Annotated in this window: 18 protein-coding genes; 9 read left to right on the top strand and 9 right to left on the bottom strand. The window is 32.4% G+C overall.

Annotation, left to right across the window (positions count from 1 at the left end; translation table 11 throughout):
• Nucleotides 1-114: 114 nt before the first annotated feature.
• On the bottom strand, nt 115-1035 hold the full coding sequence (locus HH304_RS16755) for a hypothetical protein (protein WP_169684156.1): 921 nt from the start codon (nt 1033-1035) through the stop codon (nt 115-117).
• A gap of 164 nt (nt 1036-1199) precedes the next feature.
• Between HH304_RS16755 and HH304_RS16750 the strand changes: the two genes are divergently transcribed.
• Both HH304_RS16750 and HH304_RS16745 read left to right on the top strand, forming a co-directional pair.
• Entirely contained in the window at nt 1200-1607 is a 408-nt protein-coding gene (locus HH304_RS16750) for a DUF4332 domain-containing protein (RefSeq protein WP_169684154.1), read from the top strand.
• A 51-nt stretch (nt 1608-1658) separates the two neighbouring features.
• Nucleotides 1659-3224, top strand: coding sequence for a helicase HerA-like domain-containing protein (locus tag HH304_RS16745; RefSeq protein WP_169684150.1), 1566 nt, complete (start codon nt 1659-1661; stop codon nt 3222-3224).
• Here the strand turns inward: HH304_RS16745 and HH304_RS16740 are convergent.
• Nucleotides 3221-3439: a hypothetical protein gene (locus HH304_RS16740; protein WP_169684147.1), complete on the bottom strand. Its 219-nt coding sequence runs from the start codon at nt 3437-3439 to the stop codon at nt 3221-3223. The two genes, HH304_RS16745 and HH304_RS16740, sit on opposite strands and share 4 nt — an antisense overlap.
• A 93-nt stretch (nt 3440-3532) precedes the next feature.
• Between HH304_RS16740 and menC the strand changes: the two genes are divergently transcribed.
• Nucleotides 3533-4606 (top strand): o-succinylbenzoate synthase, encoded by a 1074-nt coding sequence (gene menC / locus HH304_RS16735; protein ID WP_169684145.1) that lies wholly within the window; start codon nt 3533-3535, stop codon nt 4604-4606.
• On the opposite strand, the gene HH304_RS16730 is transcribed toward menC, so the two are convergent.
• A complete protein-coding gene (locus tag HH304_RS16730; RefSeq protein ID WP_169684143.1) occupies nt 4596-5294 on the bottom strand; it encodes an SIR2 family NAD-dependent protein deacylase in 699 nt (232 codons plus the stop codon). The genes menC and HH304_RS16730 overlap by 11 nt on opposite strands.
• 1 nt (nt 5295) lies before the next feature.
• Complete coding sequence (topA, locus tag HH304_RS16725) at nt 5296-7614, bottom strand: type I DNA topoisomerase (RefSeq protein WP_169684142.1); 2319 nt, start codon at nt 7612-7614, stop codon at nt 5296-5298.
• A gap of 199 nt (nt 7615-7813) precedes the next feature.
• Here topA and HH304_RS16720 point away from each other — a divergent pair, with 199 nt between their 5' ends.
• Nucleotides 7814-8314 carry a SixA phosphatase family protein gene (locus tag HH304_RS16720; RefSeq protein WP_169684139.1) on the top strand — a complete coding sequence of 167 codons (501 nt, stop codon included), beginning with the start codon at nt 7814-7816 and terminating at the stop codon, nt 8312-8314.
• Here the strand turns inward: HH304_RS16720 and HH304_RS16715 are convergent, their stop codons facing one another.
• Nucleotides 8315-8770, bottom strand: a complete 456-nt coding sequence (locus HH304_RS16715) for a TlpA family protein disulfide reductase (protein WP_169684136.1) — start codon at nt 8768-8770, stop codon at nt 8315-8317.
• 159 nt (nt 8771-8929) lie between these two features.
• Between HH304_RS16715 and HH304_RS16710 the strand changes: the two genes are divergently transcribed.
• Entirely contained in the window at nt 8930-10603 is a 1674-nt protein-coding gene (locus HH304_RS16710; protein ID WP_169684134.1) for a hypothetical protein, read from the top strand.
• Nucleotides 10604-10636: 33 nt separating this feature from the next.
• On the opposite strand, the gene HH304_RS16705 is transcribed toward HH304_RS16710, so the two are convergent.
• The 4 genes from HH304_RS16705 to HH304_RS16690 form a co-directional block, all read right to left on the bottom strand.
• Nucleotides 10637-11089 carry a DUF7832 domain-containing protein gene (locus tag HH304_RS16705; RefSeq protein WP_169684131.1) on the bottom strand — a complete coding sequence of 151 codons (453 nt, stop codon included), beginning with the start codon at nt 11087-11089 and terminating at the stop codon, nt 10637-10639.
• 118 nt (nt 11090-11207) lie between these two features.
• Nucleotides 11208-12449 (bottom strand): nucleoside recognition domain-containing protein, encoded by a 1242-nt coding sequence (locus HH304_RS16700; protein WP_169684128.1) that lies wholly within the window; start codon nt 12447-12449, stop codon nt 11208-11210.
• A gap of 61 nt (nt 12450-12510) precedes the next feature.
• On the bottom strand, nt 12511-13215 hold the full coding sequence (locus HH304_RS16695; RefSeq protein ID WP_169684126.1) for an RsmE family RNA methyltransferase: 705 nt from the start codon (nt 13213-13215) through the stop codon (nt 12511-12513).
• Nucleotides 13216-13285: 70 nt separating this feature from the next.
• Entirely contained in the window at nt 13286-14572 is a 1287-nt protein-coding gene (locus tag HH304_RS16690) for a citrate synthase (protein ID WP_169684122.1), read from the bottom strand.
• Nucleotides 14573-15216: 644 nt separating this feature from the next.
• Between HH304_RS16690 and HH304_RS16685 the strand changes: the two genes are divergently transcribed.
• From HH304_RS16685 to HH304_RS16670, 4 genes are all read left to right on the top strand, one after another.
• On the top strand, nt 15217-16452 hold the full coding sequence (locus tag HH304_RS16685) for a metallophosphoesterase family protein (protein WP_169684114.1): 1236 nt from the start codon (nt 15217-15219) through the stop codon (nt 16450-16452).
• Nucleotides 16439-19045: an ATP-binding protein gene (locus HH304_RS16680; protein ID WP_169684112.1), complete on the top strand. Its 2607-nt coding sequence runs from the start codon at nt 16439-16441 to the stop codon at nt 19043-19045. The genes HH304_RS16685 and HH304_RS16680 overlap by 14 nt, the downstream gene beginning before the upstream one ends.
• A gap of 71 nt (nt 19046-19116) precedes the next feature.
• On the top strand, nt 19117-21450 hold the full coding sequence (locus HH304_RS16675; protein ID WP_456298950.1) for a DUF748 domain-containing protein: 2334 nt from the start codon (nt 19117-19119) through the stop codon (nt 21448-21450).
• 119 nt (nt 21451-21569) lie between these two features.
• Entirely contained in the window at nt 21570-22460 is an 891-nt protein-coding gene (locus HH304_RS16670) for a lysophospholipid acyltransferase family protein (protein WP_169684106.1), read from the top strand.
• Nucleotides 22461-22473 lie beyond the last annotated feature (13 nt).

Below are 22473 nucleotides of genomic sequence, written 5' to 3'. Positions count from 1 at the left end.
CAAATTGAATCTAAAAGGAATGAGCCCGGTGAAATACCGAGCTCATTATTTAAAATTAAATTGTTAAACTTGTCTAAGTTTTGGGGGCTAGTCCATTTGACCACTCTTTTTTATTTATTCTTCCGAGGCTTTATTTTTAGAATCTAATTCTTTTAAGAATGACCTGGCTTGATCCAGATCTCCAAATTCATAATGATGAGGATGTCCGTCATTATCATAAACTTCCATCTTGATAAGTTGAACATGATATTGCTTTTCACTTACAGCCTCACCAATTTTATCTCTATATCTTAGAAAGAAACTTTCTTTATTCGCAGCTAATTGAGCTATCTGCTTGTTTTCATGCTTTACACGATTACAGTAGCTACATTTATAATGCTTAATAATTTCACCGGGTTCATCTTCTGTTGGTTGCTTTAAAATTTCCTCTTTTTTTAGTTTCAAGGTTTGCATTCCACATCGATCACACTCTTCAGCCACAAGGTGCCCAGGGTATTTTTCTATTTTAACATAATCTGAATCATCATCTACCCACACGTCATAGTCAACTGAAAATATATTCTCCTCAGCCTGCATTGCTTCGTCAAGATGAACATCTTCTTCCTGCTCAGTAAGTAATCTCATTTTCTTACCTGATTTAGGAGATATTCTTGGCTGAAACCTTAATTTCTTTAGTCTTCCTTTTTGATTTGCAGGGAGCATATATTTTAGCAATAATGATGGGATATATCCGATCAGTGTACCTGCACATAGCGCAACGGCCATTCTAATGAAAATCCATCCTTTCGATTCAGTAACGGGCTCCAGAAACAAAGTATTCATGTAGAAAAATAAAGCTGCTCCAAGTCCGATAAAGAAATATGTATACATTCTTTTCTCTCTGGAAGAAATGTAATCATACTTCAACTTGGGATCTTTTAATCTTGCCAGGTTAATAACATTGATAACTACCACTCCCAAAGCAAATGCCAATGAAATTGCCATTGCTACGTACATTACCGAATGAAACCCGGATAAAAATGATTCGTAAGACATATATTTCAGTTTTTTTCCAAAAGATAACAGGTGTTGACCGTATTGTCAATATAAAATTTCATTCTTAATAATTTATATATATTCCTTGATAAATATGTTTAAAATAATAATAATTTGAATTATATTAATAAGGAATATGTATGATAAATAGACCTTAAATAATTATGGCTACAAAAATTAATGAAATTGAAGGTATAGGACCTGTTAATGCTGAAAAATTAGAAAAAGCAGAAATTACCTCTGTAGAGGGGCTTTTAGAAAAATGTGCATCTAAGTCAGGAAGAAAATCAGTTTCGGATGCCACTGGAATTGATGCTTCTCAACTACTGAAATGGGCTAATATGGCTGACTTGTTCAGAATAAAAGGTGTAGCTAGTGAAATCAGTGAATTGTTAGAAGCAGCAGGGGTAGATACAGTAAAAGAACTTAGAAATCGAAACCCTGAAAATCTTCATAATGCATTAGTTGAAGAAAGTAAAAAGAAAAATCATGTCAGGCAGGTTCCATCTTTAAGTCAGGTAGAAAGTTTTGTTTCCCAGGCAAAAGAATTGGATCCTGTAATTACATATTAATTAAAATATTGTTTATTTACACCGCATCTTAATTAAATGCGGTGTTTTTTTATGGAAGCAAAAGAAAAGTTTATACAAAGTATTAAATCAGGTTATACCTCCAAAGGAGATTCTATTGTCCTTGGAGCAGGAGTTTTAAACAATGAAATTTTAGCTGATGCACAGGTTGCAATACCATTAGCAACATTAAATCGGCATGGTTTAATTGCTGGAGCAACAGGTACTGGTAAAACTAAAACTTTACAAATACTTTCCGAATGCTTGAGTGATAAAGGAGTCCCGGTGCTAATGATGGATATCAAAGGTGATTTAAGTGGGATTGCTGCATCGGGTGAGACAAACAGTAAGATCTCTGAAAGACACTCTGCAATTAATATTGAGTATTTACCAAAAGGGTATCCTGTTGAGTTATTAAGCCTCACAGGCAATGAAGGCGTTAAACTGAGAGCTACTATTTCGGAATTTGGTCCTGTTGTACTTTCGAAAATGCTTGATTTAAACCCAACGCAGTCTGGTATCTTGTCTGTGTTATTTCAATATGCTGATAAAAATGGACTTCCTCTACTTGATCTGAAAGATTTAAAGCGACTTTTAAGATTTGCCTCGGAAGATGGAAAGGAATCTTTAGAAAGGGAATATGGCAGATTAAGTGCTGCTTCAATGGGTACAATAATGCGTAAAGCAATTTCTCTTGAGCAGGAGGGTGGAGATGCTTTCTTTGGAGAACCTTCATTTGAGGTAGAAGATTTGTTAAGAAAAGATAAAGATGGAAATGGTCAGGTTAATGTATTAAGGATAACTGATATTCAGGATAAACCAAGGCTGTATTCATCATTTATGTTAGCATTACTTGCTGAAATATTCAATACATTTCCAGAGCAAGGTGATTCTGATAAACCTAGGCTAATAATGTTTATCGATGAGGCTCACCTCTTATTTAAAGAAGCTGGTGATGATCTGCTTGAACAGCTTGATACTGTTGTAAAGTTGATTCGTTCAAAAGGGGTAGGTATTTATTTTTGTACTCAAACTCCTACGGATATTCCTGATTCTATTTTAGGTCAGTTAGGCTTAAGAGTTCAGCATGCTTTAAGAGCTATTACTGCTAAGGATCGTAAGGCTATTAAAACTGCAGCAGAGAATTTTCCTTTAACTGATTTTTATGAAACAGATAAAGTGCTGACTTCTTTAGGAGTTGGTCAGGCATTTGTAACTGCATTAAATGAAAAGGGTATTCCTACTCCTCTTGTAATGACACACTTGAGAGCACCGGCTTCCAGAATGGGAATACTTACTGATACAGAATTAAAATCATTGATTGATAAATCTGATTTAGTTAAAAAGTATAAAGATCCGATTGATCGAGAAAGTGCTTATGAAATTCTCGAGAAGAAAATATATGAACCTGAAGAGGAGGAAGAAAAGGAAGTTATAAAGCAATCACCTAAGAAGCCGTTAAATAATGATTCCGTTTGGGATGAGTTATCTAAAAACACCATGGTACGTCAAATGGGTCGAACGTTGATTCGTGAGTTGTCCAGAGGCTTACTTGGCTCAGTTACCGGGAAAAAAGGTCGATCCTCAAGAGGTGGCGGATCTATTTTTGATATATTTTAATCGTCTAATTTATCGATTAGCGCTTCAATTGCCTCTGATTCATTATCAAACACAAGCCATTTGCTCAAATGATGAGATCCGATTTCATTTGAACCTCTCTCATCTGCGCTTTTTCCAGAGTAGGTGGCTTTAACTATTTTGTTTGGTTCAAGGTCGGTTCCGGCGATAAAAATGTTTTGACCATCTTCCGGCGGTGAATCAGGGGTGAATTTCATAAGTGTTATTTTAAATACAGCTCTTTTAATTTAATTAAGAATTAGCCTTATTAAAAGTTATTGAACGGGTTATTTCATTTAGGCAAATTAGTGATGATAGAAACTAACTTTATTGAATATCAGCTAGATTTTAAATTTGATGCAGGAACTTCTCGTGGTGTTATGATACATCATAAAGTTATATTTCTGATTCTGGAGGATAAAAATAGTAACTTAAAAGGTATTGGAGAATGTGCACCCTTACCAGGATTAAGTGTTGAAGATATTAACAATGTACAATCATTTTTAAAGAAGTTTAATCAGGACCTTAGTGGTATTTATGCATTAACAGATTTAGAAAGTATTTCCGGTTTTGTAAATAAAATTGTTCCTGAAAGTTTACCATCGGTAAGGTTTGGGTTTGAAACTGCAATACTTGATTTAAAATCCGGAGGTCAAAAAGAAATATTTAGCGGAGAGTTCTTTAATGGAGTCAAGCGAATTCCAATTAATGGTTTGATTTGGATGGGAGATAAGGAATTTATGCTTAACCAAATTAAAACTAAAATTGATCAGGGCTTTGATTGCTTGAAAATGAAGATTGGGGCAATAGATTTTAATACTGAATTGGATATACTTAATTTCATCAGAGCTAATTTCTCCGAAAAGGATTTAACAATTAGGGTCGATGCTAATGGTGCCTTTTCTTTGAATGAAGCTTATGAAAAACTTGGTAAGCTATCAAAGTTTAAATTACATAGTATTGAGCAACCGATAAAGCAAGGTAATTATTTAGAAATGAAAGGGTTGTGTGCTGAAAGTCCGGTTCCTATAGCATTAGACGAGGAATTAATCGGTGTGCCATTAGGTGAGTCAGAGGGTTTGTTAAATGAGATTAAACCTCAGTATATTATTCTAAAACCAACGCTAATAGGAGGGTTGGGAGCCTCAGATAAGTGGATATCTACGGCAGAAAAGCTAGGTATTGAATGGTGGATGACTTCAGCACTTGAATCAAATATTGGATTAAATTCAATAGCACAGTATACTGGATATAAAAATGTCAGCTTGCCACAGGGGTTAGGTACCGGTCAACTTTATCATAACAATGTTAATTCACCATTAACAATTGAAAATGGAGAAATATTTTATGATAAATCAAAATCGTGGGACGATTCTATTTTTTAAGAAATTCGTTGATTAATTTCTCTTTGAGTTTAGGGATTCCAGTTGATGCAGGTTCTTCAATACAAAAGATTCTTGAATTACTGACTCCACTAGGAATACTTGGATCGACCAGAAAAACCGGTGTATCATAAGAGCAATATTGAAATAATCCTGCTGCAGGATATACTTGGAGTGAAGTTCCTGCAATGATAAATAAGTCAGCTTCGGAAGCAGCTTTAATTGCAGGTTCCATCATTGGTACCATTTCACCAAACCAAACTATATGAGGTCTTAATTGAGAGCCTTTTTCACAAACGTCACCAAGTTTTATATCTGGCTTATCTAGATTATATACTAAGTTTTCATCTGCAGTACTTCTGGCTTTCATAATTTCGCCATGTAGATGAATAATGTTAGTTGAGCCCGCTCTTTCATGTAGATCATCAACATTTTGAGTGACGATTGTTACATCAAAATAATCTTCAAGGTCAACCAATGTTAAATGCCCTGGATTGGGTTGGGCTTCAAGTACATTTTTTCTTCTTTGATTATAAAAATCAAGTACCAATTCAGGATTGGCATCCCAACCGGAAGGAGACGCAACTTCTGTAACGTCATATCCTTCCCAAAGTCCATTAGCATCTCTGAAAGTAGCAATACCACTTTCAGCGCTTATTCCTGCTCCTGTTAGGACAACGAGTTTTTGCATTTTATTTTTTTCTACCTCTAGGTTTTTTAGGCTTGTTTTTAGCTTCTTCAGCTAATTCAAGGCACTCTTTGAGAGTTAGCTCCTCAGGTTTTTTATCCTTCGGTATTTTTACATTTTGCTTACCAACTTTTATGTATGGACCGTAGCGGCCATTTAGAACCTGTACAGATTCGTCTTCATCAAAAGTCTTAATGAATTTATTAGCTTCAGCTTTTCTTTTTTCGTCAATTAACTCAATTGCTCTAGATAATTCCACACTATATGGATCATCCTCCTTTGGAAGGGAAGTAAATTTTTTCGCATGTAAAATATAAGGCCCGAATCTACCAATATTTACAGAAACAGGTTCATCTTCATATGTTCCGATTTCTCTTGGTAACTTGAATAATTCAAGTGCTTCTTCAAGAGATATGCTTTCAATGAATTGATCTTTTCTCATGCTGGCATATCTTGGCTTCTCCTCATCTTCAGGATCACCAATCTGAACTATCGGACCAAATTTACCTAGACGTGCCATTACTGGTTTTCCGGTTTTTGGGTCTGTACCCAGATTCCTTGATGTATTTATTTCTTTTCTGGAAATTGCTTCTGTATCCTCAACTTTTGCATGGAACTTACCATAAAAGGCATCAATCATCGAGTCCCATTCCTTCATTCCCTGAGCAATTTCATCAAATTCTTTCTCAACATTTGCCGTAAATGAATAATCGGTAACATTTGGGAAATGCTCTACAAGGAAATCATTAACAACCATTGCAGTATTGGTTGGGAATAATTTGTTTTTTTCCGCTCCCGTAGTTTCTGTTTTGGTTTGTTCTTTAACCTGCCCGCCTTTTAAAGTAATCAGTTTGTATTGACGTTCTTTTCCTTCCCTTGATTCTTTGACAACATAGCCTCTTTTCTGTACCGTACTAATTGTAGGTGCATAAGTAGATGGCCTTCCAATTCCCATTTCTTCAAGTTTCTTAACCAATGAAGCTTCTGAATATCTTGCCGGAGGACGAGTAAAGGACTGTCTGGAAATAATTTCCGAAGCATTCAGGTTTTGTCCCTCTTTTAATGGAGGTAAAATGCCTTTTGATTCTTCTTCATCCTCGTCATCTGTTGATTCAAGATATACTCTAAGGAATCCGTCAAATTTGATTATTTCACCTGTAGCAGTAAAGTAAACATCATTGTTATTGCTTATGTTTATTGTTGCTATAGTTCTTTCTATTTGAGCATCAGCCATTTGAGAAGCGATGGCTCTTTTCCAGATAAGCTCATATAATCTCTGCTCATTTCTGTCTTTACCAGCTTCAGTAGTGCCAAAATCTGTTGGCCTGATAGCTTCGTGAGCTTCTTGTGCTCCCTGGCTCTTTGACTTATACTTTCTTACTTCGGAATATTCATTACCGAATTCAGAAGTGATAGTATTTTTTGCAATTGAAATCGCTTCCTCAGATAGGTTCAATGAGTCCGTTCTCATATATGATATCTTTCCAGACTCATATAGTCTCTGAGCTAATGTCATTGTCTGAGAAACTGAAAATCCTAACTTTCTACTTGCTTCCTGTTGTAATGTAGAAGTAGTAAAAGGAGGTGCAGGGCTCTTTTTAGAAGGTTTAGTTTCTAATTTGCTAATTGTAAATTTCGCTGAAGCACAATCATTTAGGAATTTTACCGCCTCATCATATGTTTTGAACTTCTTATTAAGTTCAGCTTTGATTTCTTTATTGTTTTCATCTGTAAAGATTGCTGATACTTTAAACGAGTCAACAGATTCAAAAGCATCAATCTCTCTTTCTCGTTCAACTACAAGCCTAACTGCAACAGACTGTACTCTTCCTGCGGATAATCCTCTTTTGATTTTTTTCCAAAGAATAGGAGAGATTTCATATCCTACTATTCTATCCAGGATCCGTCTTGCTTGTTGTGCATTTACGAGGTCAAGATCTATTGATCGTGGGTGATCAATGGCATTTAATATGGCGTTTTTTGTGATCTCCCTAAATACTATTCTTTTAGTTTTCGTTTCGTCAAGCTTCAAAGCCTCTTTCAAATGCCATGAAATAGCTTCTCCTTCGCGGTCATCATCCGATGCAAGATAGATTGTCTCTGCATCCTTAGAAAGTTTTTTTAATTCCTTAATGACTTCTTTCTTATCCCCGGTAATTTCGTAGGTGGGTTTAAACCCGTTTTTTATATCAATAGCTTTGTCTCCTTTAGGCAGATCTCTTACATGACCATAAGATGAAGTCACTTTATAATCCTTACCGAGATATCCTTCAATTGTTTTTGCCTTTGCAGGTGACTCAACTATTACTAAATTTTTTGCCATATTAAATAATATCTATTTCAATTTGAAAGTGCCAAATATCTATAATTAAATCCTAAAAGAAAAAGCAGTATTTGATGATTTGGATTTAATATTTTTCTACAATTTATATTTTTTGTTTCTTAAACTCTTATTTTTAAGTTAAAGACTTTTGAATTAATTTCGATTTGACTGGGTTACAATTAATTAATATATTAATCAAATGAAGAAACTGGTCTTAATCAGACATGGACAGGCGCAAGAAGCCAGCTCAGATGAAAAGGATATAGACAGAATCCTGACGGGAAAAGGATTTGCTGATGTAAATAGATTAGGTAGAGTATTAGCATCTAAGTCTTTAACACCTGATGTTATTGTTTCGTCTAATGCAGAAAGAGCTGCACTAACCAGTAATATCATTGCCGAAGGTGTGAAATATGATATCAACCAAATCAGGCATAATGATGTTCTTTACAATGCATCTGTTCGTAATATGCTTGATGTGGTAAATAGCTTTAGAGAAGCCTGGAAAACTGTATTTGTTATAGGTCATAACCCAAGTTTGAGTTATTTGGCTGAATATTTATCTAATGCTGAAATAGGCAATGTCAGTCCAGGTGGAGCTGTTGTTCTACGTGCAGAAGTGGAATTCTGGAATGAAATTTCCCAGAATACAATGTATTTTGAACAATATTATTCGCCAGATACTATTCCTAATATTTAATTACCTTAACAGTTCAATAATTTTATCACTATTATAATTAGCCATTCCTTCTTTCTCGTAAATGATGGTTCCCGATTTATCGATTATTACTGTATATGGAATACTAGAGTGATTTAGTTGCTCGGGTAATCCAAAGGCTAATGAATAAATAGGGAAGGTAAATTCTTTTTTAATTTTTAAATTTTTAGCCTTTGAGAAATCAGAATCAGAGGATATCATCAGAAATTTAATATTCTTATTTTCTTTGGTTTGATTATATAGTTTTTGAATTGAAGGCATTTCTGCAATACATGGGGGACACCAACTAGCCCAAAAATTTATAAAAGTGAAATCGTAGTCTTCAAAATCATGTGTGATTTTTTTATTTGCTTCATCTAAAACAGAAATGGAGGATTTTATACTCTTATTTGTGTCGTTTTCATTCACTGAAGCCTCAAAAAAAGGTATTTTCAACATTATACTTTGCAAAAAACTAGTTACCGAGAGTCTCAATGGAGGAACTAAAAAGATGATGGTGATAAGTAGGATAAAAAAATTATTTTTTATTGCTTTAAGAAGTTTTATTATCTTGCCGTCCATATGAGAAATTATCTTTCAGTTACCTGTATTTTTTTAATGTCCGTAATTTTTTCTATTAACGTGAACGGACAAAAGAAAGATCTCAAAGAACTTTCTAAATTAATGTCTTCCGGGCAATATAATGTTGCATTTGATTTTATGAAAGAATTGAAATCAGATAAAAAGGAATCAAACTTTTTAAATCTTTATCTGGCTGAAATTTATAAGGACAAATCGCTGCATCATGACTTTATTAAGGATAGCGATGGCTATTTTACCTATACCGATTCATCTATTTTCTTTTATGAAAAATTTAAAAGTGAGTATACCAATGAGTATTTTGATGAATACCAGGGGTATTATGATTTAATTTTTAGAAATGAACTTAGAAGAAGTAATCTGGATCATGTTGCTTCAAACTCATTATTAGAATTAGTTGATAACTATATTGATGCTCTTCAAGGAAAAAGAGATCAGGTTAGTGCACTATATGAAATTAAGAATGAATCTGAGCAGGAATATGCCAGTTTGCTTAAAGATATCCAGGATATCATTTCAACATTCAGTGATTATAATGAACTAATTCTTCTTTCAGATTCTTCAGTCATAGAAAGATTGTCAGGAATAAATGATCGTTATAACGAGAATGTGAATAAAAGAATAAATGCAAATAATCTAGTTATCGCCCTAGGACAAAGTAAGTATTCTGACCCTTCAGTTGATGTCCAAACTCTCAATTTTGATGAAATTAAAAGGCTTAAAAAGTTATCTCTTTTTGAAAAAGGAGGTAAATATTTGGATTGTTCATACTTTGTAGATCATGTTTCTGAAGAGTTGTCGAAAGTATTGTTTTCCAAAAAAGTGCTATACAATGCTTTTAGAGAAGGTGAGCATAGTGTGAAATTGATTCTTCAAGCACAGAAAAATTTAGATCAATTTGGAGATAATGGTTTGATTTATAGTCTTTTGAAGTATTATAATGAAGACAAAAAAATAAATAATCAATTCCGTTCATTAAAAAGTAATTCTGTGAACTCTGGAGGTTTATCTACAGTGTCAGAACTTCAGACTTACTATGAGCATGTTGAAAATAATCTTAGTGTTTTAACGGAAGTTGAAGAAAGGAATAATGATTTTGAAAAATCTGTTCATTTAATTTTTATCTATAAAAAATACTATGGAAGAACAGGGTTAAATAAATGGATGAAGGAAACCAAGGGGAATCTTGATTCTGAGTTGAAGGATATCCAAAATCAAATTAAAAGTAATTATAGAAATTCATTATTTGTAATATCTGATACTGATTCATTTCCTGTATTTAGTTCTAATCGTTTTGCTAATAAGCATGTGATTAACAGTTTGAAGTTGGAAAATGATAAAATTCTATCGCTTGGAGTGTTTATTAAGGATAGTCTGGAATTATTTGTAGTATTAGGAGATAGTTTGATGAGTCAATATGATTTTAATACTAAAACATTAAGTGAGTTAGGAGAGGAGAAGATTGATAGTCAGTTAATTGAAGTGAAAACTTTTGTGAAAAATGGAACTTCATATCTTTATTATTTGGAAATTATTTCTGAGGAAGGAAAAAGTGAATTTTTTAAGTTGATTTATAACACGGACCCATTATTGGAGCCTTTAGAATTGATTTTAGTTGAAGAAAAGGAAGTGAACGATATAGTAAAGGAAAGTAACGGTGGGAATCCTGAATTTAGGGTAAGAAACAAATAGACAAAAAAAATGCCGCTTTAAGCGGCATTTTTTTTAATCTTCTATAATCTTTCTCCAGTCTTCGTATCGCTGTGTTATCTTTTTCGATATTTCTTTAAAGTTCTCCCAACTATCTTCTACATGATAAATTGAAGGTAGGTCTCCTGCCAATACAGTTTGATAATCTTTTTTATAGATACCGCCACCATAATAATAATAGGTAAACATATTACCAGTCTTATTAAATAGCTCAAATCCAAGATAACCATCCCAAAGTTCACTTAATAAAGCTGGTGAAATAACTCTATTTTTAAATCTAATTATTTGAATCTCACTTTCATCTTCAAAATATTCAGAATATAGATCATTTTCAATGATCCAACCCAGATACATGCCTATGTGGACATATGCTTGTTCAATAGGAAGTGTTTCAGGAAAGTTGCCTAAAAAATGATTCCTGGCGTTATCGTATATAGTCTTTTGTTTTGCCGACTTTTCTGCGTTCATAAAATTTGGCTTCTAGAGAGTTTAAAAAAATAATCGGACTCTAAGTTAATCAATGGTTAGCTGATTAACTCCCCCTTGTAATTTATTTGATTAATTTAAAAGAAAAATGTTTTAGAAACTAGATTTTATCTCCAAAAAATAAATAGGCACATAAAATTGCTGCAAGAATTCCTATGAAATCTGCAATTAAACCTCCAGCTACCGCATACCTTGTGTTTCTGATACTCACCGAGCCAAAATATAAAGCCAAAACATAGAATGTAGTCTCTGTACTACCGAGCATTACTGAAGAAAGTAGTGTTTGAAAAGAGTCAGGGCCAAATTGTTCTGACATTACTTGAATAGTTGCAAGAGCACCACTGCCGCTTAAAGGCCTGATAAAAGCCGTTAATAATGAAGGGACAAAAGAAGTATCCACCGACAATGCCTCAAAAAGATATTCAAACATCAGAATAATGTTTTCAAGTATCAAACTTGATTTTAATAAAGCAATAGCTGCTAAAATTGCTACAAGGTAAGGTATGATTTTAATACTGATCTGAAATCCTTCCCTGGCGCCATCAATAAAAGTCTCGTATACATTGATTTTTTTCTTCCAGGCAACAACAATAAAAAGTATGATAATTGAAAGAATAATAAAATTACCTGCAAATGCACTGACCTGTTGAACTTGTTCGGACGTTAGCTTAGTGAAGAAATATAATACCCCTACAATTATCGCAGTCATGGAACCCAAATAAAGCATTATTACTTTGTTGAAGAGGTTAATTTTTTGCCAAATCGCCATAACAATTAATCCTCCCATAGAAGAAAAGAACGTTGCTATAATTATAGGTAAAAAGATAACACCGGGGTTTTCTGTTCCCGCTTTTTCAAGAACTGCTAGTGCAGTTATCGGGATAACGGTTAGTCCACTCGTGTTTAAAACTAAAAACATTATTTGAGCATTGGAAGCTCTATTTTTGTCAGGATTAAGGTCTTGAAGACCTTGCATTGCCTTAAGACCAAGAGGGGTTGCTGCATTTCCTAATCCAAGAAAATTTGCTGAGAAATTCATTACTATATTACCTATAACGGGGTGTCCGTCAGGGATTTCAGGGAAAATTCTAACAAAGAAAGGATTTACAAGTTTTGAAATGAATTTTATCATTCCTGCTTTTTCTCCAACTTTTAAGATACCTAACCAGAGAGCAATTGTTCCGGTTAAAAATAAAGCTAATTCAAATCCGTTTTGAGCAGCATCCATCATGCTATTTACCATTGTGGTAAAAACTGATGCATCACCATACACTATAAATCGTATTAATGCTGCTACAAATGAGAGTACAAAAAAGAGTATAAAAATGTAATTTAATATCATAAAAGAGTGGTGCCCTAACAGATTAGAATAATAACGAAAATAACTTGTTTTTAATTATGCATCAAATTGAATTTTTTAAAACGGCCATTTGAATAGCAGCTAATCCTGCGGTTTCAGTTCGTAATCTGAAATCACCTAATGACACTGGTATATAGCCGGATTTAATTGCCAAATTGTATTCTTCTTTTGAAAAATCACCTTCAGGTCCAATTAGAATATTTATATCAGAACCTACCTCTATTTTATTATATAAATGATCAGGTTGGTGTTCCTCAACATAACAAATAAAATTTTGCTGGTTTTTGTTCACAGAAATATTAAAAATATTTTCCAATTTCTCTGGACCTACCAATGTTGGTATATGAAATCGTCTGGCTTGTTTTGAAGCTGAAACAATTTTCTTTTCAAGTCTGTCCATATTGAACTTCTTTCTTTCCGTATTGTCAGTTAAAATAATTGTTATTTGACTGACACCAGTTTCAACAGCTTTTTCAGCAAACCATTCAATACGTTCAGCATTTTTTGTTGGTGCAATTAATAAATTAATATGAGGTAAATTGTTTTCGAAATATTCCTCATGCTTAATTTCCACTTCACATGTTTTTTTTGATGTATTGGTAATTACACAAGTGTAAAGATATCCTTGTCCGTCGATTACGTTTATCTCATCACCAACTGATTTTCTCAAAACTTTAGTGCAATGCACGGCTTCTGATTCGGGAAGCATCTTGTCTGTTTTAATATCACGATGAAAGAATAGCTGCATATAGTTTTTAAATGAATCGCATAAAAAAAGCCCCGAAGATCGGGGCTATAAATTTATAATATAATATTTATTATCGCTTGTTCATTTCAACATAATCTCGAACATTTTCACCAGTGTAAATTTGTCGAGGTCTGCCGATTGGTTCGTTGTTTTCTCTCATTTCTAACCATTGAGCAATCCAACCTGGAAGTCTACCCATAGCAAACATTACTGTAAACATTTCAGTAGGGATTCCCATCGCTCTGTAAATAATGCCGCTATAGAAATCAACGTTCGGGAATAATTTTCTTTCGATGAAATATTCATCCTGAAGTGCTGTTTCCTCTAGTTTTTTAGCGATATCAAGAACAGGATCATGTATGCCAAGTTTTGCAAGAACCTCATCAGCGTGCTTTTTGATGATCTTAGCTCTAGGGTCAAAATTTTTGTATACCCTGTGACCAAATCCCATCAATCTGAATGGATCATTCTTATCTTTTGCCTTCTTAATGTATTTTTCTACATCTCCACCATCTTTCTTGATGTTATCAAGCATTTCAATAACTGCCTGGTTAGCACCACCATGAAGAGGTCCCCAAAGTGCATTAACACCAGCAGAAATTGATGTATATAATGATGCATGGCTAGATCCAACCATTCTTACAGTTGAAGTAGAGCAGTTTTGCTCATGATCAGCATGAAGTATTAATAATGTATCTAAAGCATTGCTTATTACAGGATCAACTTCATATTGCTCAGCCGGAAGAGCAAACATCATTTTTAAGAAATTAGAAACGTAGTCTAAAGTATTGTCCGGATAATTAACCGGATGTCCTACTTCATTCTTATACGCCCATGCAGCCATTGTAGGAAGTTTTGCTAAAAGTCTAACAATGCTAAGCTTAACTCCGTCAATTGATCTGTTTGGATCAAGACTTTCTGGATAGAATGCAGTAAGGGAAGTGATTAATGAAGAAAGAACGCCCATTGGGTGTGCATTTGAAGGAAAACCTTCTAATATCCTTTTGATATCTTCATGCACCATTGTATGCATTTTAATATCATAAAGCCATTGATCATACTCTTCATTTGTTGGGAGCTTACCATATATTAAAAGGAAAGCTACTTCAAGAAAATTAGATTTTTCACAAAGATCTTCAATTGTGTAGCCTCTGTATCTTAAAATTCCTTCTTCACCATTCAAAAAAGTAATCTTGCTGGTAGTAGAACCGGTATTTTTAAAACCATAATCTAATGTTATATAACCAGATTCGGCTCTCAGTTTACTAACGTCAATACCTTTTTCACCCTCCGTACCTTCAATTACAGGTAATTCGTATTTCTTACCTTCTATAATTATTTCCGCAGATTTAGACATGTTTATTGCGATGTTATATGTTGTTAGACAAAAATCAAATTCTCATTCATTATCCGGAGTTTGATATATAAGTGTTTTTTGTTAACCCTTTATTACGGTACCACTTAATCTTAAAAATAATATCAACCAACCAATTGTTAGGTAAAGTCCGAATTGCAGCGAAATTAATTAAAAGTGTGTCAATTTGAAAGTTGTTTAAACGAAATCTGATTGTATTATTTAAACAAATTGTGATTTACCAAATGTGATTGGCCAGATTGTGTAGATGTATATGTGTTATTGGATAATTTAAAGATGTTTTTATATTGAAAATTAATTTTTGTAAGTACCTATGTATGGCTATCAACCTTATTTTTTAATTAAGAGTGATTTTAATATTCCTAAAATCTCGAAGTACTGAATATTTTTCTTTTTTATAGTCTTAATGTCTGAGTTGATAGAATTGAACTTATATTATTATAGTTTATAATATCTTGTTGACAACATAATAAAATTAAGATTTATGAGTTCAGTAAAATTCCTTTACCTTTAATTATTAACACTTGAAATGCATTTGAAGTATGTTTGATTAAAGATAACTGGAAAGAAAAAGAATGTTTGAATATTAATACAATCATATTTTTATTAGTAATAAAGAATTTTAAATGAATAAAGGAATATTATTTTTTCATACTGGTGATGTTCATCTTGATAGTCCTTTTAGAGGAATTAGAGCAAAAAATAATGTCTTTGCTGAAAAATTGATCTCTGCAGCTTATCAATCCTTTGAAATGATAGTTAATGCATGTATCAATGAAAAGGCTGACTTTTTAATAATTTCTGGAGACCTGTTTGATTCTGAGAAGAAAAGTTTAAAAACCATTTTCTTTTTACATAAACAGTTTGATAGGCTGTATTATAATGGGGTAAAGGTTGTTGCAATAGCAGGTAATCATGATCCATATATGTTTTGGCCGGAAGAACTGGTTAATCACCAAGTTATTCACCTTTTTAAACCGGGAAAGGTTTCTGGTATAACCATTAATTCTAGAGAAAATCATAATGTTTACTTTGCAGGATACTCATATGAAACTTCATCTCTAAGGGAGTCTATACATAACGATTATAAAACATCAGAAAAGGCAGATTTTAATATTGCACTTCTACATGGAAGTATAGGGGAGGATAGTAGTATTCATCATGTTTATGCTCCTTTTAAATTAGATGAATTGCAAAATAAAAATTTTGATTATTGGGCTCTTGGTCATATTCATAAGCCTGAAATTTTATCAGATAGAATAGCTTATCCCGGTATTCCACAACCAAGGCATTACAAGGAGCTTCATGGAGGTAAATGCTTGAAAGTCAAAATATCAAGTGAAATGAATCCTGAACTGAGTTATGTAGACGTATCAAAAATAGAATATAGATATTTAGATTTGGAGGTCAAAAATGACGATAATTTAACCACATGCTTTAAAAAAATCGGAAATTTGCTTAAGGATTCTGCAATTGAGAAATTTTATATGAATCGACTGCGAGTTTCGGGCTCATGTGATTCATTGTTTAGATATTTTTCTTTGGAAAACAATAAGGAAGAATTTCTGGAACAATTGAATGATTCATTTGATAATCAGTATTTTGATGGGGTAATTTCAAATATAGATCAATGGATAAGTCCGGAACAGTTTTTCAGTTCAAATAGTTTCTTTAAAGAAATTCAGAAATTGATGACACAGTACCCGATTTCAGAGCATATTAATTCAGGGTCCATCAAAAATAGAGATCTTTCTAAAATTAACAGAGACTTGATTAATTCAGTTAATGATATTGAAATGGAATCTGAAATCAAGAAAAAAATGATTGATTTGTTTAAATCTGAGTTTAATGAAGATTTGTGAGATTCACATAGATGGGTTTGGGAAATTGAATGATTTTAAGCTGAAGAATCTTTCAGAAGGTATCAACCTTATTTTAGGAAAGAATGAAGCAGGCAAATCTACTATTTTGAAATTTGTAATATATACACTTTTTGGATATCCCTCTACTAAACGGTCCCAGTCAAATATGGAACCTGTAAATGGCGGTGCTCATGGTGGTAGAATCTTGGTTGAACATGTGAAATATGGTAAAATATGGTTTGAACGATATTTCGGTGCAAATGGGGGTATATTGAGAGTGTTTGATGATAATGGCAATTCTTATGATGATAGAAATGACCTATTATACGAAGTAAATGAGAGCCTTTTTAAGAATATTTATGCTATAACTCTCGATGAACTCAGTTCTTCAAATTCGATTGATGAAAGCGGTTTTTTTGAGCTCTTGTTGAGTAGAAGTATGGGTTTGAGAAATACAGGACTAAAGCAATTAAGAGAAGATTTGTTATTGCAAAAGAAAAAATTATTGAGTAGTAGTAAAAAAAGTGAGATTCAGCTGTTACTTGATGAAAAGAAGGAAGTAGAAGAGCAAAGGGAAGAATTAAGGAAAAGCTATGACGAATACTTTGAGTTGTTAGCTAAGGTTGATAATAATAATGAAAAAGTATCTGAAAGTAAAAAAGTGTTTTCTGATCTTAAACTAAAGTTGAAGCAGTTAACTCAAATCCAGGAAATGTATCCCGATTTTGTTAGGTATTCTGATAACAAGAAGAAATTAGAATCTATTAGTATCCCTGTTAGTTTTTCATTAGAAGATTCTGGTAAAGCTATTTCTATAAATGAAAGGATAAATGTCTTAACTGTTGAAATTGATAATTTAGATCAGGAGCTTTCTCAAGCTGATATTGATAGAAGAGAACTCAATTTTGACGATTCTATTCTGGAAAATCAGGAACAAATTGAAAGACTAAAGTCTAACTATAAGTATCTGGAAAGTCTTTGTAGTATAATTAATGATGAAAGGGTAAAACTTACCGGAATAAAAAAATCTCTTGATAAGGAAGCAGACTCCTTAGGGTTTAATCCAAAGCATATTTTAAAAATTCCTGAAGTAAATAATTTTGGAAAGGTAAAATCATTTATTTCTGAATATAAAAATTTAAAGGATCAATTTGTGTATTATCAAGCATCTGCAGATAATAGGTTAGATCTTCTTCAGAAAGATAAAGGATTTAAAAGTACTACTGTTTTAACTCTTGTATTAATTGTTTGCGCAATTATTGCAGGTATCATACTGTTTTATAAAGATTTGGTAATTCCATCTATAGGAAGTTTTTTAGTTGCTACCGGATTGACAGTGTTTTTAATCGTAAAACAAAAGCATAAGGCTTCGATAATAAATGGCGTTTTAAATGATATCAAAGATCAGAAACAAAAAGTTGAGAATTTCTTTTTGAATTTTGTTATGGAAGAATTGCCTGGAAGACAATTTCAAACTTTAACCGATCTTGAACACTGGTATTCAGCCTGTGTTTTACTTGAGAAAAATATTAAAGAATGGATTGATAGGGTAAAAGGATTTAGGCAAAAAGAAAATGAAATTCATGGTTTTGAAAAAGAATTAAGTCTACTAACCGGGGCGAAAATTGAAAAGGATGAATTAATAAAGGGACTTGATAAATTATTTAAGAAATACGAAGAGGCTAAGATAAAGGAAAGGAAGCTTTTTCAAATTAAACAGACTGTATTAGAAAAAGAAAAGCAGTGGAACGATAAATTGAGGGAGCGTCAGGATTATATAAATAACCTTAATAAATTATTTGAGGAAAAGGGAATCGATTCCAATGAGGATTTATTAAAGCTTCACAATAGTATTGAGTTAAGAGATAAGCTAATAAGAGAAAATAATGAGATCTTATTTGCCTTTAAAAAGGTGTTTGGAGTAGATAATGCTAACAATCCAAATGATATTTATAAAGAAATAAATCCAGCTGATATTGATTTTGAGTTGGAAAGGCTTGAAAAGGAGTACAATGAAAAAGAGCTGGAAATCGTAAAATTGTACGAAACAATAACGAGGGATACTCATTCTGCTGAATTATTAAAAAAAATTTCTGAAGAAGTTGCCGATCAACAAGCTACCTTAATTAATGAAGAATTAACCGACAAGGTACTTCAATGGTATAAGCTGGATTATATCGAGCATATTATTAACAAGGCTACTATCAATCTTGAAATGGCTGTAAAACCTGCTATAATAGAAGATGCATCGGCGATATTTTCTCGGATTACTGAAGGGAAATATTTAGTTGTTCATGAATCAGAAAACCAGTTTATAAGTGTTTCTGATAAGGAAGGAAAGAGAATTAAGGTGGAAGATTTAAGTAGAGGTACGAAAGAACAACTCTATTTATCATTGAGGTTAGCTATTGTTAAAGGTAAAGATGAGCCCTTACCTTTAATCCTTGATGATATTCTGGTCAATTTTGATGGTGCCAGACTTAGATTAGCAATCGATGAACTTCATAATATTTCTAATTCGCACCAGATATTACTTTTTTCCTGCCATGAATCAATGAAGACAAAACTGGAAGCAAATACTATTGAAATATAAGTTAATTGGTTGGCTGTAGTGAATATTAGTTCGTAACTTTTTAAAAGTCAAATGAATAATATTCATATGTAATGAGTTCCGGCTTCATTGATTTCTATAAAAGATTCCATATAGTTTTTAAAATCGCAATATTGCTATTTATTATTGCGTTTATTTTTATGATTGTAGCTTCTTTTTCTGGGAAAAGGCTACTTATCGAAAAAGTGCAGTCACAAATATCAAGAAAAGTTGAAGTTGGCAGCTTAATAATAAGCCCACTAACTGCCTCTTTGTCTATTAATCATTTCATTATTTATGAGAAAGATGAAGAAACACCCTTCCTGAGTATAGAAAATATTTCAGTTGGTGCTAATTTTTCAACATTGTTTTCAGATGAAATAACGATTTCGGAATTAGAATTAAGTGGAATTAGATTAAAGGTAGTTCAAGGGAAAGATGAATTGAATATTTCAGACCTTGAAAGCTCTTTAAATGATTTAAAAGATCAACTAGAGTCTCAAAGTTTTGGTGTTAAGGCTATAAGTATCAATGAAATAAGTGTTGAAGATGCAACACTTGAGTATCAAAATACTTTATTTGGAGGATCAGTTGAAATTAATATTTTATCAATTCTTGCAAAGTTAGCAGCAGATGAAAAACAATCATATGAATTTTCTGGTGAATGTAATTTCGCAGAAAGGGGAGATGTTAAGTTTGATGGGGTATTAAACCTTAATAATGGTAAGTATAAAAGTAGGTTTAAAGTAAATGAATTTGATATCGGATTTGCACTGCCATTTTTAGATAAAGCATTATATGCGGAGAAGTTAGATGGCTTAATTAATGCAGATATTTCAATTGGCGGTAATATAGATTCTTTGACCTCAGAGGCAAATGGAGTTTTGGAAATTCAAAATTTATCTTTATTCGGGCCTTATGATAAGAGTTTGCTTCATGTTAGTGAGTTGAAATTGACTATTGATACTGTATCTGCATATAATGGAGTCTATTACTTATCAGATGTTATTTTAACAAACCCATCAATTGATATCTTATTAATTGAATCCGGAAATAATATCATACGTAAATTTCCTCTTGAGCTATTTCTGACTTCGGATTTTGATTCTTTAATGGTTAACCGTAAAATTGATCCAGATAGTCTTTTGTCAGAATATAAGAAGCTTGATTATATACATAGCACTTTTCTTAGAAGTTATAACAGTTTTTATTTAAATCTTAAGGAAATCATTCAACAATTTTCATTTGAAGAATTGAAAATTGATAGCATGAATATTGAGAAAGGTTATTTGCAATTTACTGATTACTCAAATAATGAACCATTTCATTTATTGTTAGAAGAAGGTTCGGCAACAATGAATTCCTTTAGTTCTCTTAATGAAAACTCAACAATGACCTTTAATTCCAGATTAAATTATTCGGGCTTATTATCAGGTAGAGTTATCATTAAATCCATTACGGAGAAAAGAATTCATATCGATCACAGGTTTACAGGATTAAAAATTGTAGACTTTTCACCTTTTACTGATTTTTATATTTATCAACCTTTCTGGGATGGTGAAATTAATTTATCTGCGAGCTCAGATATTCAAAATAATTACTTTTCAAGTCAAAATGATATAGTAATTACCAACTTGGAGGTAGGAGAGAAGATTCATGGTTCAAAAAATAAAAAAATCCCTTCAAGAGTTGCTGTTGGTTTAATGAAAGATGTTAATGGAGAGGTGAAAATTTCAATTCCAGTTAAAGGAGAATTAACACATCCCGAAACAGATTTTTTCCCTAATGTTGGAAAAGTAGTGAAGGACCTTGTAATAAAAACTGCTGCAGTTCCAGTGAAATTGATTACTAAACCATTTAAAAAAAGGACTGATAACATTCATGAGATTAAGTTTAATTATCTGGACACTGTAATAACTAATAATCAAAAAAGAGACATTAAGAATTTAGCTAAGATCTTGAAGGATGATAAATTAAACATTGAATTAATACATTATTTTAATAGAGATTGGGAAGCAAATCAATATGCTTTATTTCAATTGAAAAGAGTGTACTATCTCTTTCAAAATGGTGACAATGGATTAAAATCTACTGATTCTTTAAAGATAGTAAGCATTAACAAATATGATCCCGGTTTCCTTTCATATTTATCTGGTAAAATCCCGGTTGAAGAAAATATTTATGATATAAATGGACTTGCATTGGAATATCTGGGAAAAGACAAGGTTTATTCATTAATCGACGCAAATAAAAATAAGAGAGAGAGAGCTTTGATGGATTATTTAAACGAAAAATCTGATATTAATTTAGAAGGCAAACGGATTATTATATCCTATCCTGATAAAATTGAAGTTGACAGATATTTTGAAAGACCAGCATTTAAAGTTAAGGTTCATGGTATAGAATAGAATGTTTATTGTAATGAAATAAGTTTTATAGAACAGAAGAAGGATAAAAAATTGTATTTTTCTTTATTCATAACCTGATTATTAGGATTTTTGTAGCCAAAATAAATTCCAGGCCTTAAATGTATTATATAACTGCATTTTTTTATTATGTTTTGATCTTTCCCCTTTCTTTATTGCCGATGGGGATTTTATACTTACTATCAGATTTATTCTATTTGATAGCTTATTATTTGATTGGCTACAGGAAAAAAGTAGTTTTCAGTAATATGAAAAGGGTATTCCCCGATAAATCTGAAGATGAAATTAAAGAACTTGCAAAAGAATTTTATAAGCATTTTTGTGATCTGATGATAGAGAGTGTAAAACTATTTACTATCTCCAGGAAGGAAGCCATCAAACGCTGTAGGGTTACAAACCCGGAAGTATATATTGATCATATTAATAAAGGTAGAAATGTATCTTTGGTATGTGCTCACCATAATAACTGGGAAATGGCTGCGGTTGCCTTCCCAGCACAATTCCCGCAAAATGCCTGTCATATTGCAGTGATATATGCACCACTGTCAAATAAATTTTTTGATAAGGTAATTCATAAGTCCAGGTCTAAATTTGGAATGAACCTGGTTGCCAAAAATGATACTTTGAGATTTTTTAATACAAAGCGTGATAAACCCTCATTGATGGCATTTGCAGCTGATCAGTCACCTAGAAAATCTAAATCAAATGTTTATTGGACTGAATTTCTTGGTCAGGAAACAGCAGTTATGTTTGGAACAGAAAGATACTCAGTAAGATATGATTATTCAGTTGTTTATTTACATATCAAAAAGATTAAGAGAGGGTATTATGAATTGACATTTGAAAATGTTGTTGAAGATCCCAAGACGGTAGAAAAAGGTGAAATTACTAGTAAGTATACCAAACTAATGGAAAAGGATATTCTTGAACAGCCTGCTTACTGGCTTTGGACACATAACAGATGGAAAAAGCAAAAGCCTAAAGAAGATTAATATTTAACCTGAA

The organism is Marinigracilibium pacificum (assembly GCF_012926615.1).
In the GTDB taxonomy this organism is placed as follows: Bacteria; Bacteroidota; Bacteroidia; order Cytophagales; family Cyclobacteriaceae; genus Mangrovivirga; species Mangrovivirga pacifica.
This window is presented reverse-complemented; position numbering and strand designations above follow the sequence as displayed.

What these genes read in the sequence shown, in the direction of transcription:
- HH304_RS16755 (WP_169684156.1), bottom strand. Translation starts at nt 1,035, where the DNA reads ATGTCTTACGAATCATTTTTATCCGGGTTTCATTCGGTAATGTACGTA.
- HH304_RS16750 (WP_169684154.1), top strand. Translation starts at nt 1,200, where the DNA reads ATGGCTACAAAAATTAATGAAATTGAAGGTATAGGACCTGTTAATGCT.
- HH304_RS16745 (WP_169684150.1), top strand. Translation starts at nt 1,659, where the DNA reads ATGGAAGCAAAAGAAAAGTTTATACAAAGTATTAAATCAGGTTATACC.
- HH304_RS16740 (WP_169684147.1), bottom strand. Translation starts at nt 3,439, where the DNA reads ATGAAATTCACCCCTGATTCACCGCCGGAAGATGGTCAAAACATTTTT.
- menC (WP_169684145.1), top strand. Translation starts at nt 3,533, where the DNA reads ATGATAGAAACTAACTTTATTGAATATCAGCTAGATTTTAAATTTGAT.
- HH304_RS16730 (WP_169684143.1), bottom strand. Translation starts at nt 5,294, where the DNA reads ATGCAAAAACTCGTTGTCCTAACAGGAGCAGGAATAAGCGCTGAAAGT.
- topA (WP_169684142.1), bottom strand. Translation starts at nt 7,614, where the DNA reads ATGGCAAAAAATTTAGTAATAGTTGAGTCACCTGCAAAGGCAAAAACA.
- HH304_RS16720 (WP_169684139.1), top strand. Translation starts at nt 7,814, where the DNA reads ATGAAGAAACTGGTCTTAATCAGACATGGACAGGCGCAAGAAGCCAGC.
- HH304_RS16715 (WP_169684136.1), bottom strand. Translation starts at nt 8,770, where the DNA reads ATGTTGAAAATACCTTTTTTTGAGGCTTCAGTGAATGAAAACGACACA.
- HH304_RS16710 (WP_169684134.1), top strand. Translation starts at nt 8,930, where the DNA reads ATGTCCGTAATTTTTTCTATTAACGTGAACGGACAAAAGAAAGATCTC.
- HH304_RS16705 (WP_169684131.1), bottom strand. Translation starts at nt 11,089, where the DNA reads ATGAACGCAGAAAAGTCGGCAAAACAAAAGACTATATACGATAACGCC.
- HH304_RS16700 (WP_169684128.1), bottom strand. Translation starts at nt 12,449, where the DNA reads ATGATATTAAATTACATTTTTATACTCTTTTTTGTACTCTCATTTGTA.
- HH304_RS16695 (WP_169684126.1), bottom strand. Translation starts at nt 13,215, where the DNA reads ATGCAGCTATTCTTTCATCGTGATATTAAAACAGACAAGATGCTTCCC.
- HH304_RS16690 (WP_169684122.1), bottom strand. Translation starts at nt 14,572, where the DNA reads ATGTCTAAATCTGCGGAAATAATTATAGAAGGTAAGAAATACGAATTA.
- HH304_RS16685 (WP_169684114.1), top strand. Translation starts at nt 15,217, where the DNA reads ATGAATAAAGGAATATTATTTTTTCATACTGGTGATGTTCATCTTGAT.
- HH304_RS16680 (WP_169684112.1), top strand. Translation starts at nt 16,439, where the DNA reads ATGAAGATTTGTGAGATTCACATAGATGGGTTTGGGAAATTGAATGAT.
- HH304_RS16675 (WP_456298950.1), top strand. Translation starts at nt 19,117, where the DNA reads ATGAGTTCCGGCTTCATTGATTTCTATAAAAGATTCCATATAGTTTTT.
- HH304_RS16670 (WP_169684106.1), top strand. Translation starts at nt 21,570, where the DNA reads ATGTATTATATAACTGCATTTTTTTATTATGTTTTGATCTTTCCCCTT.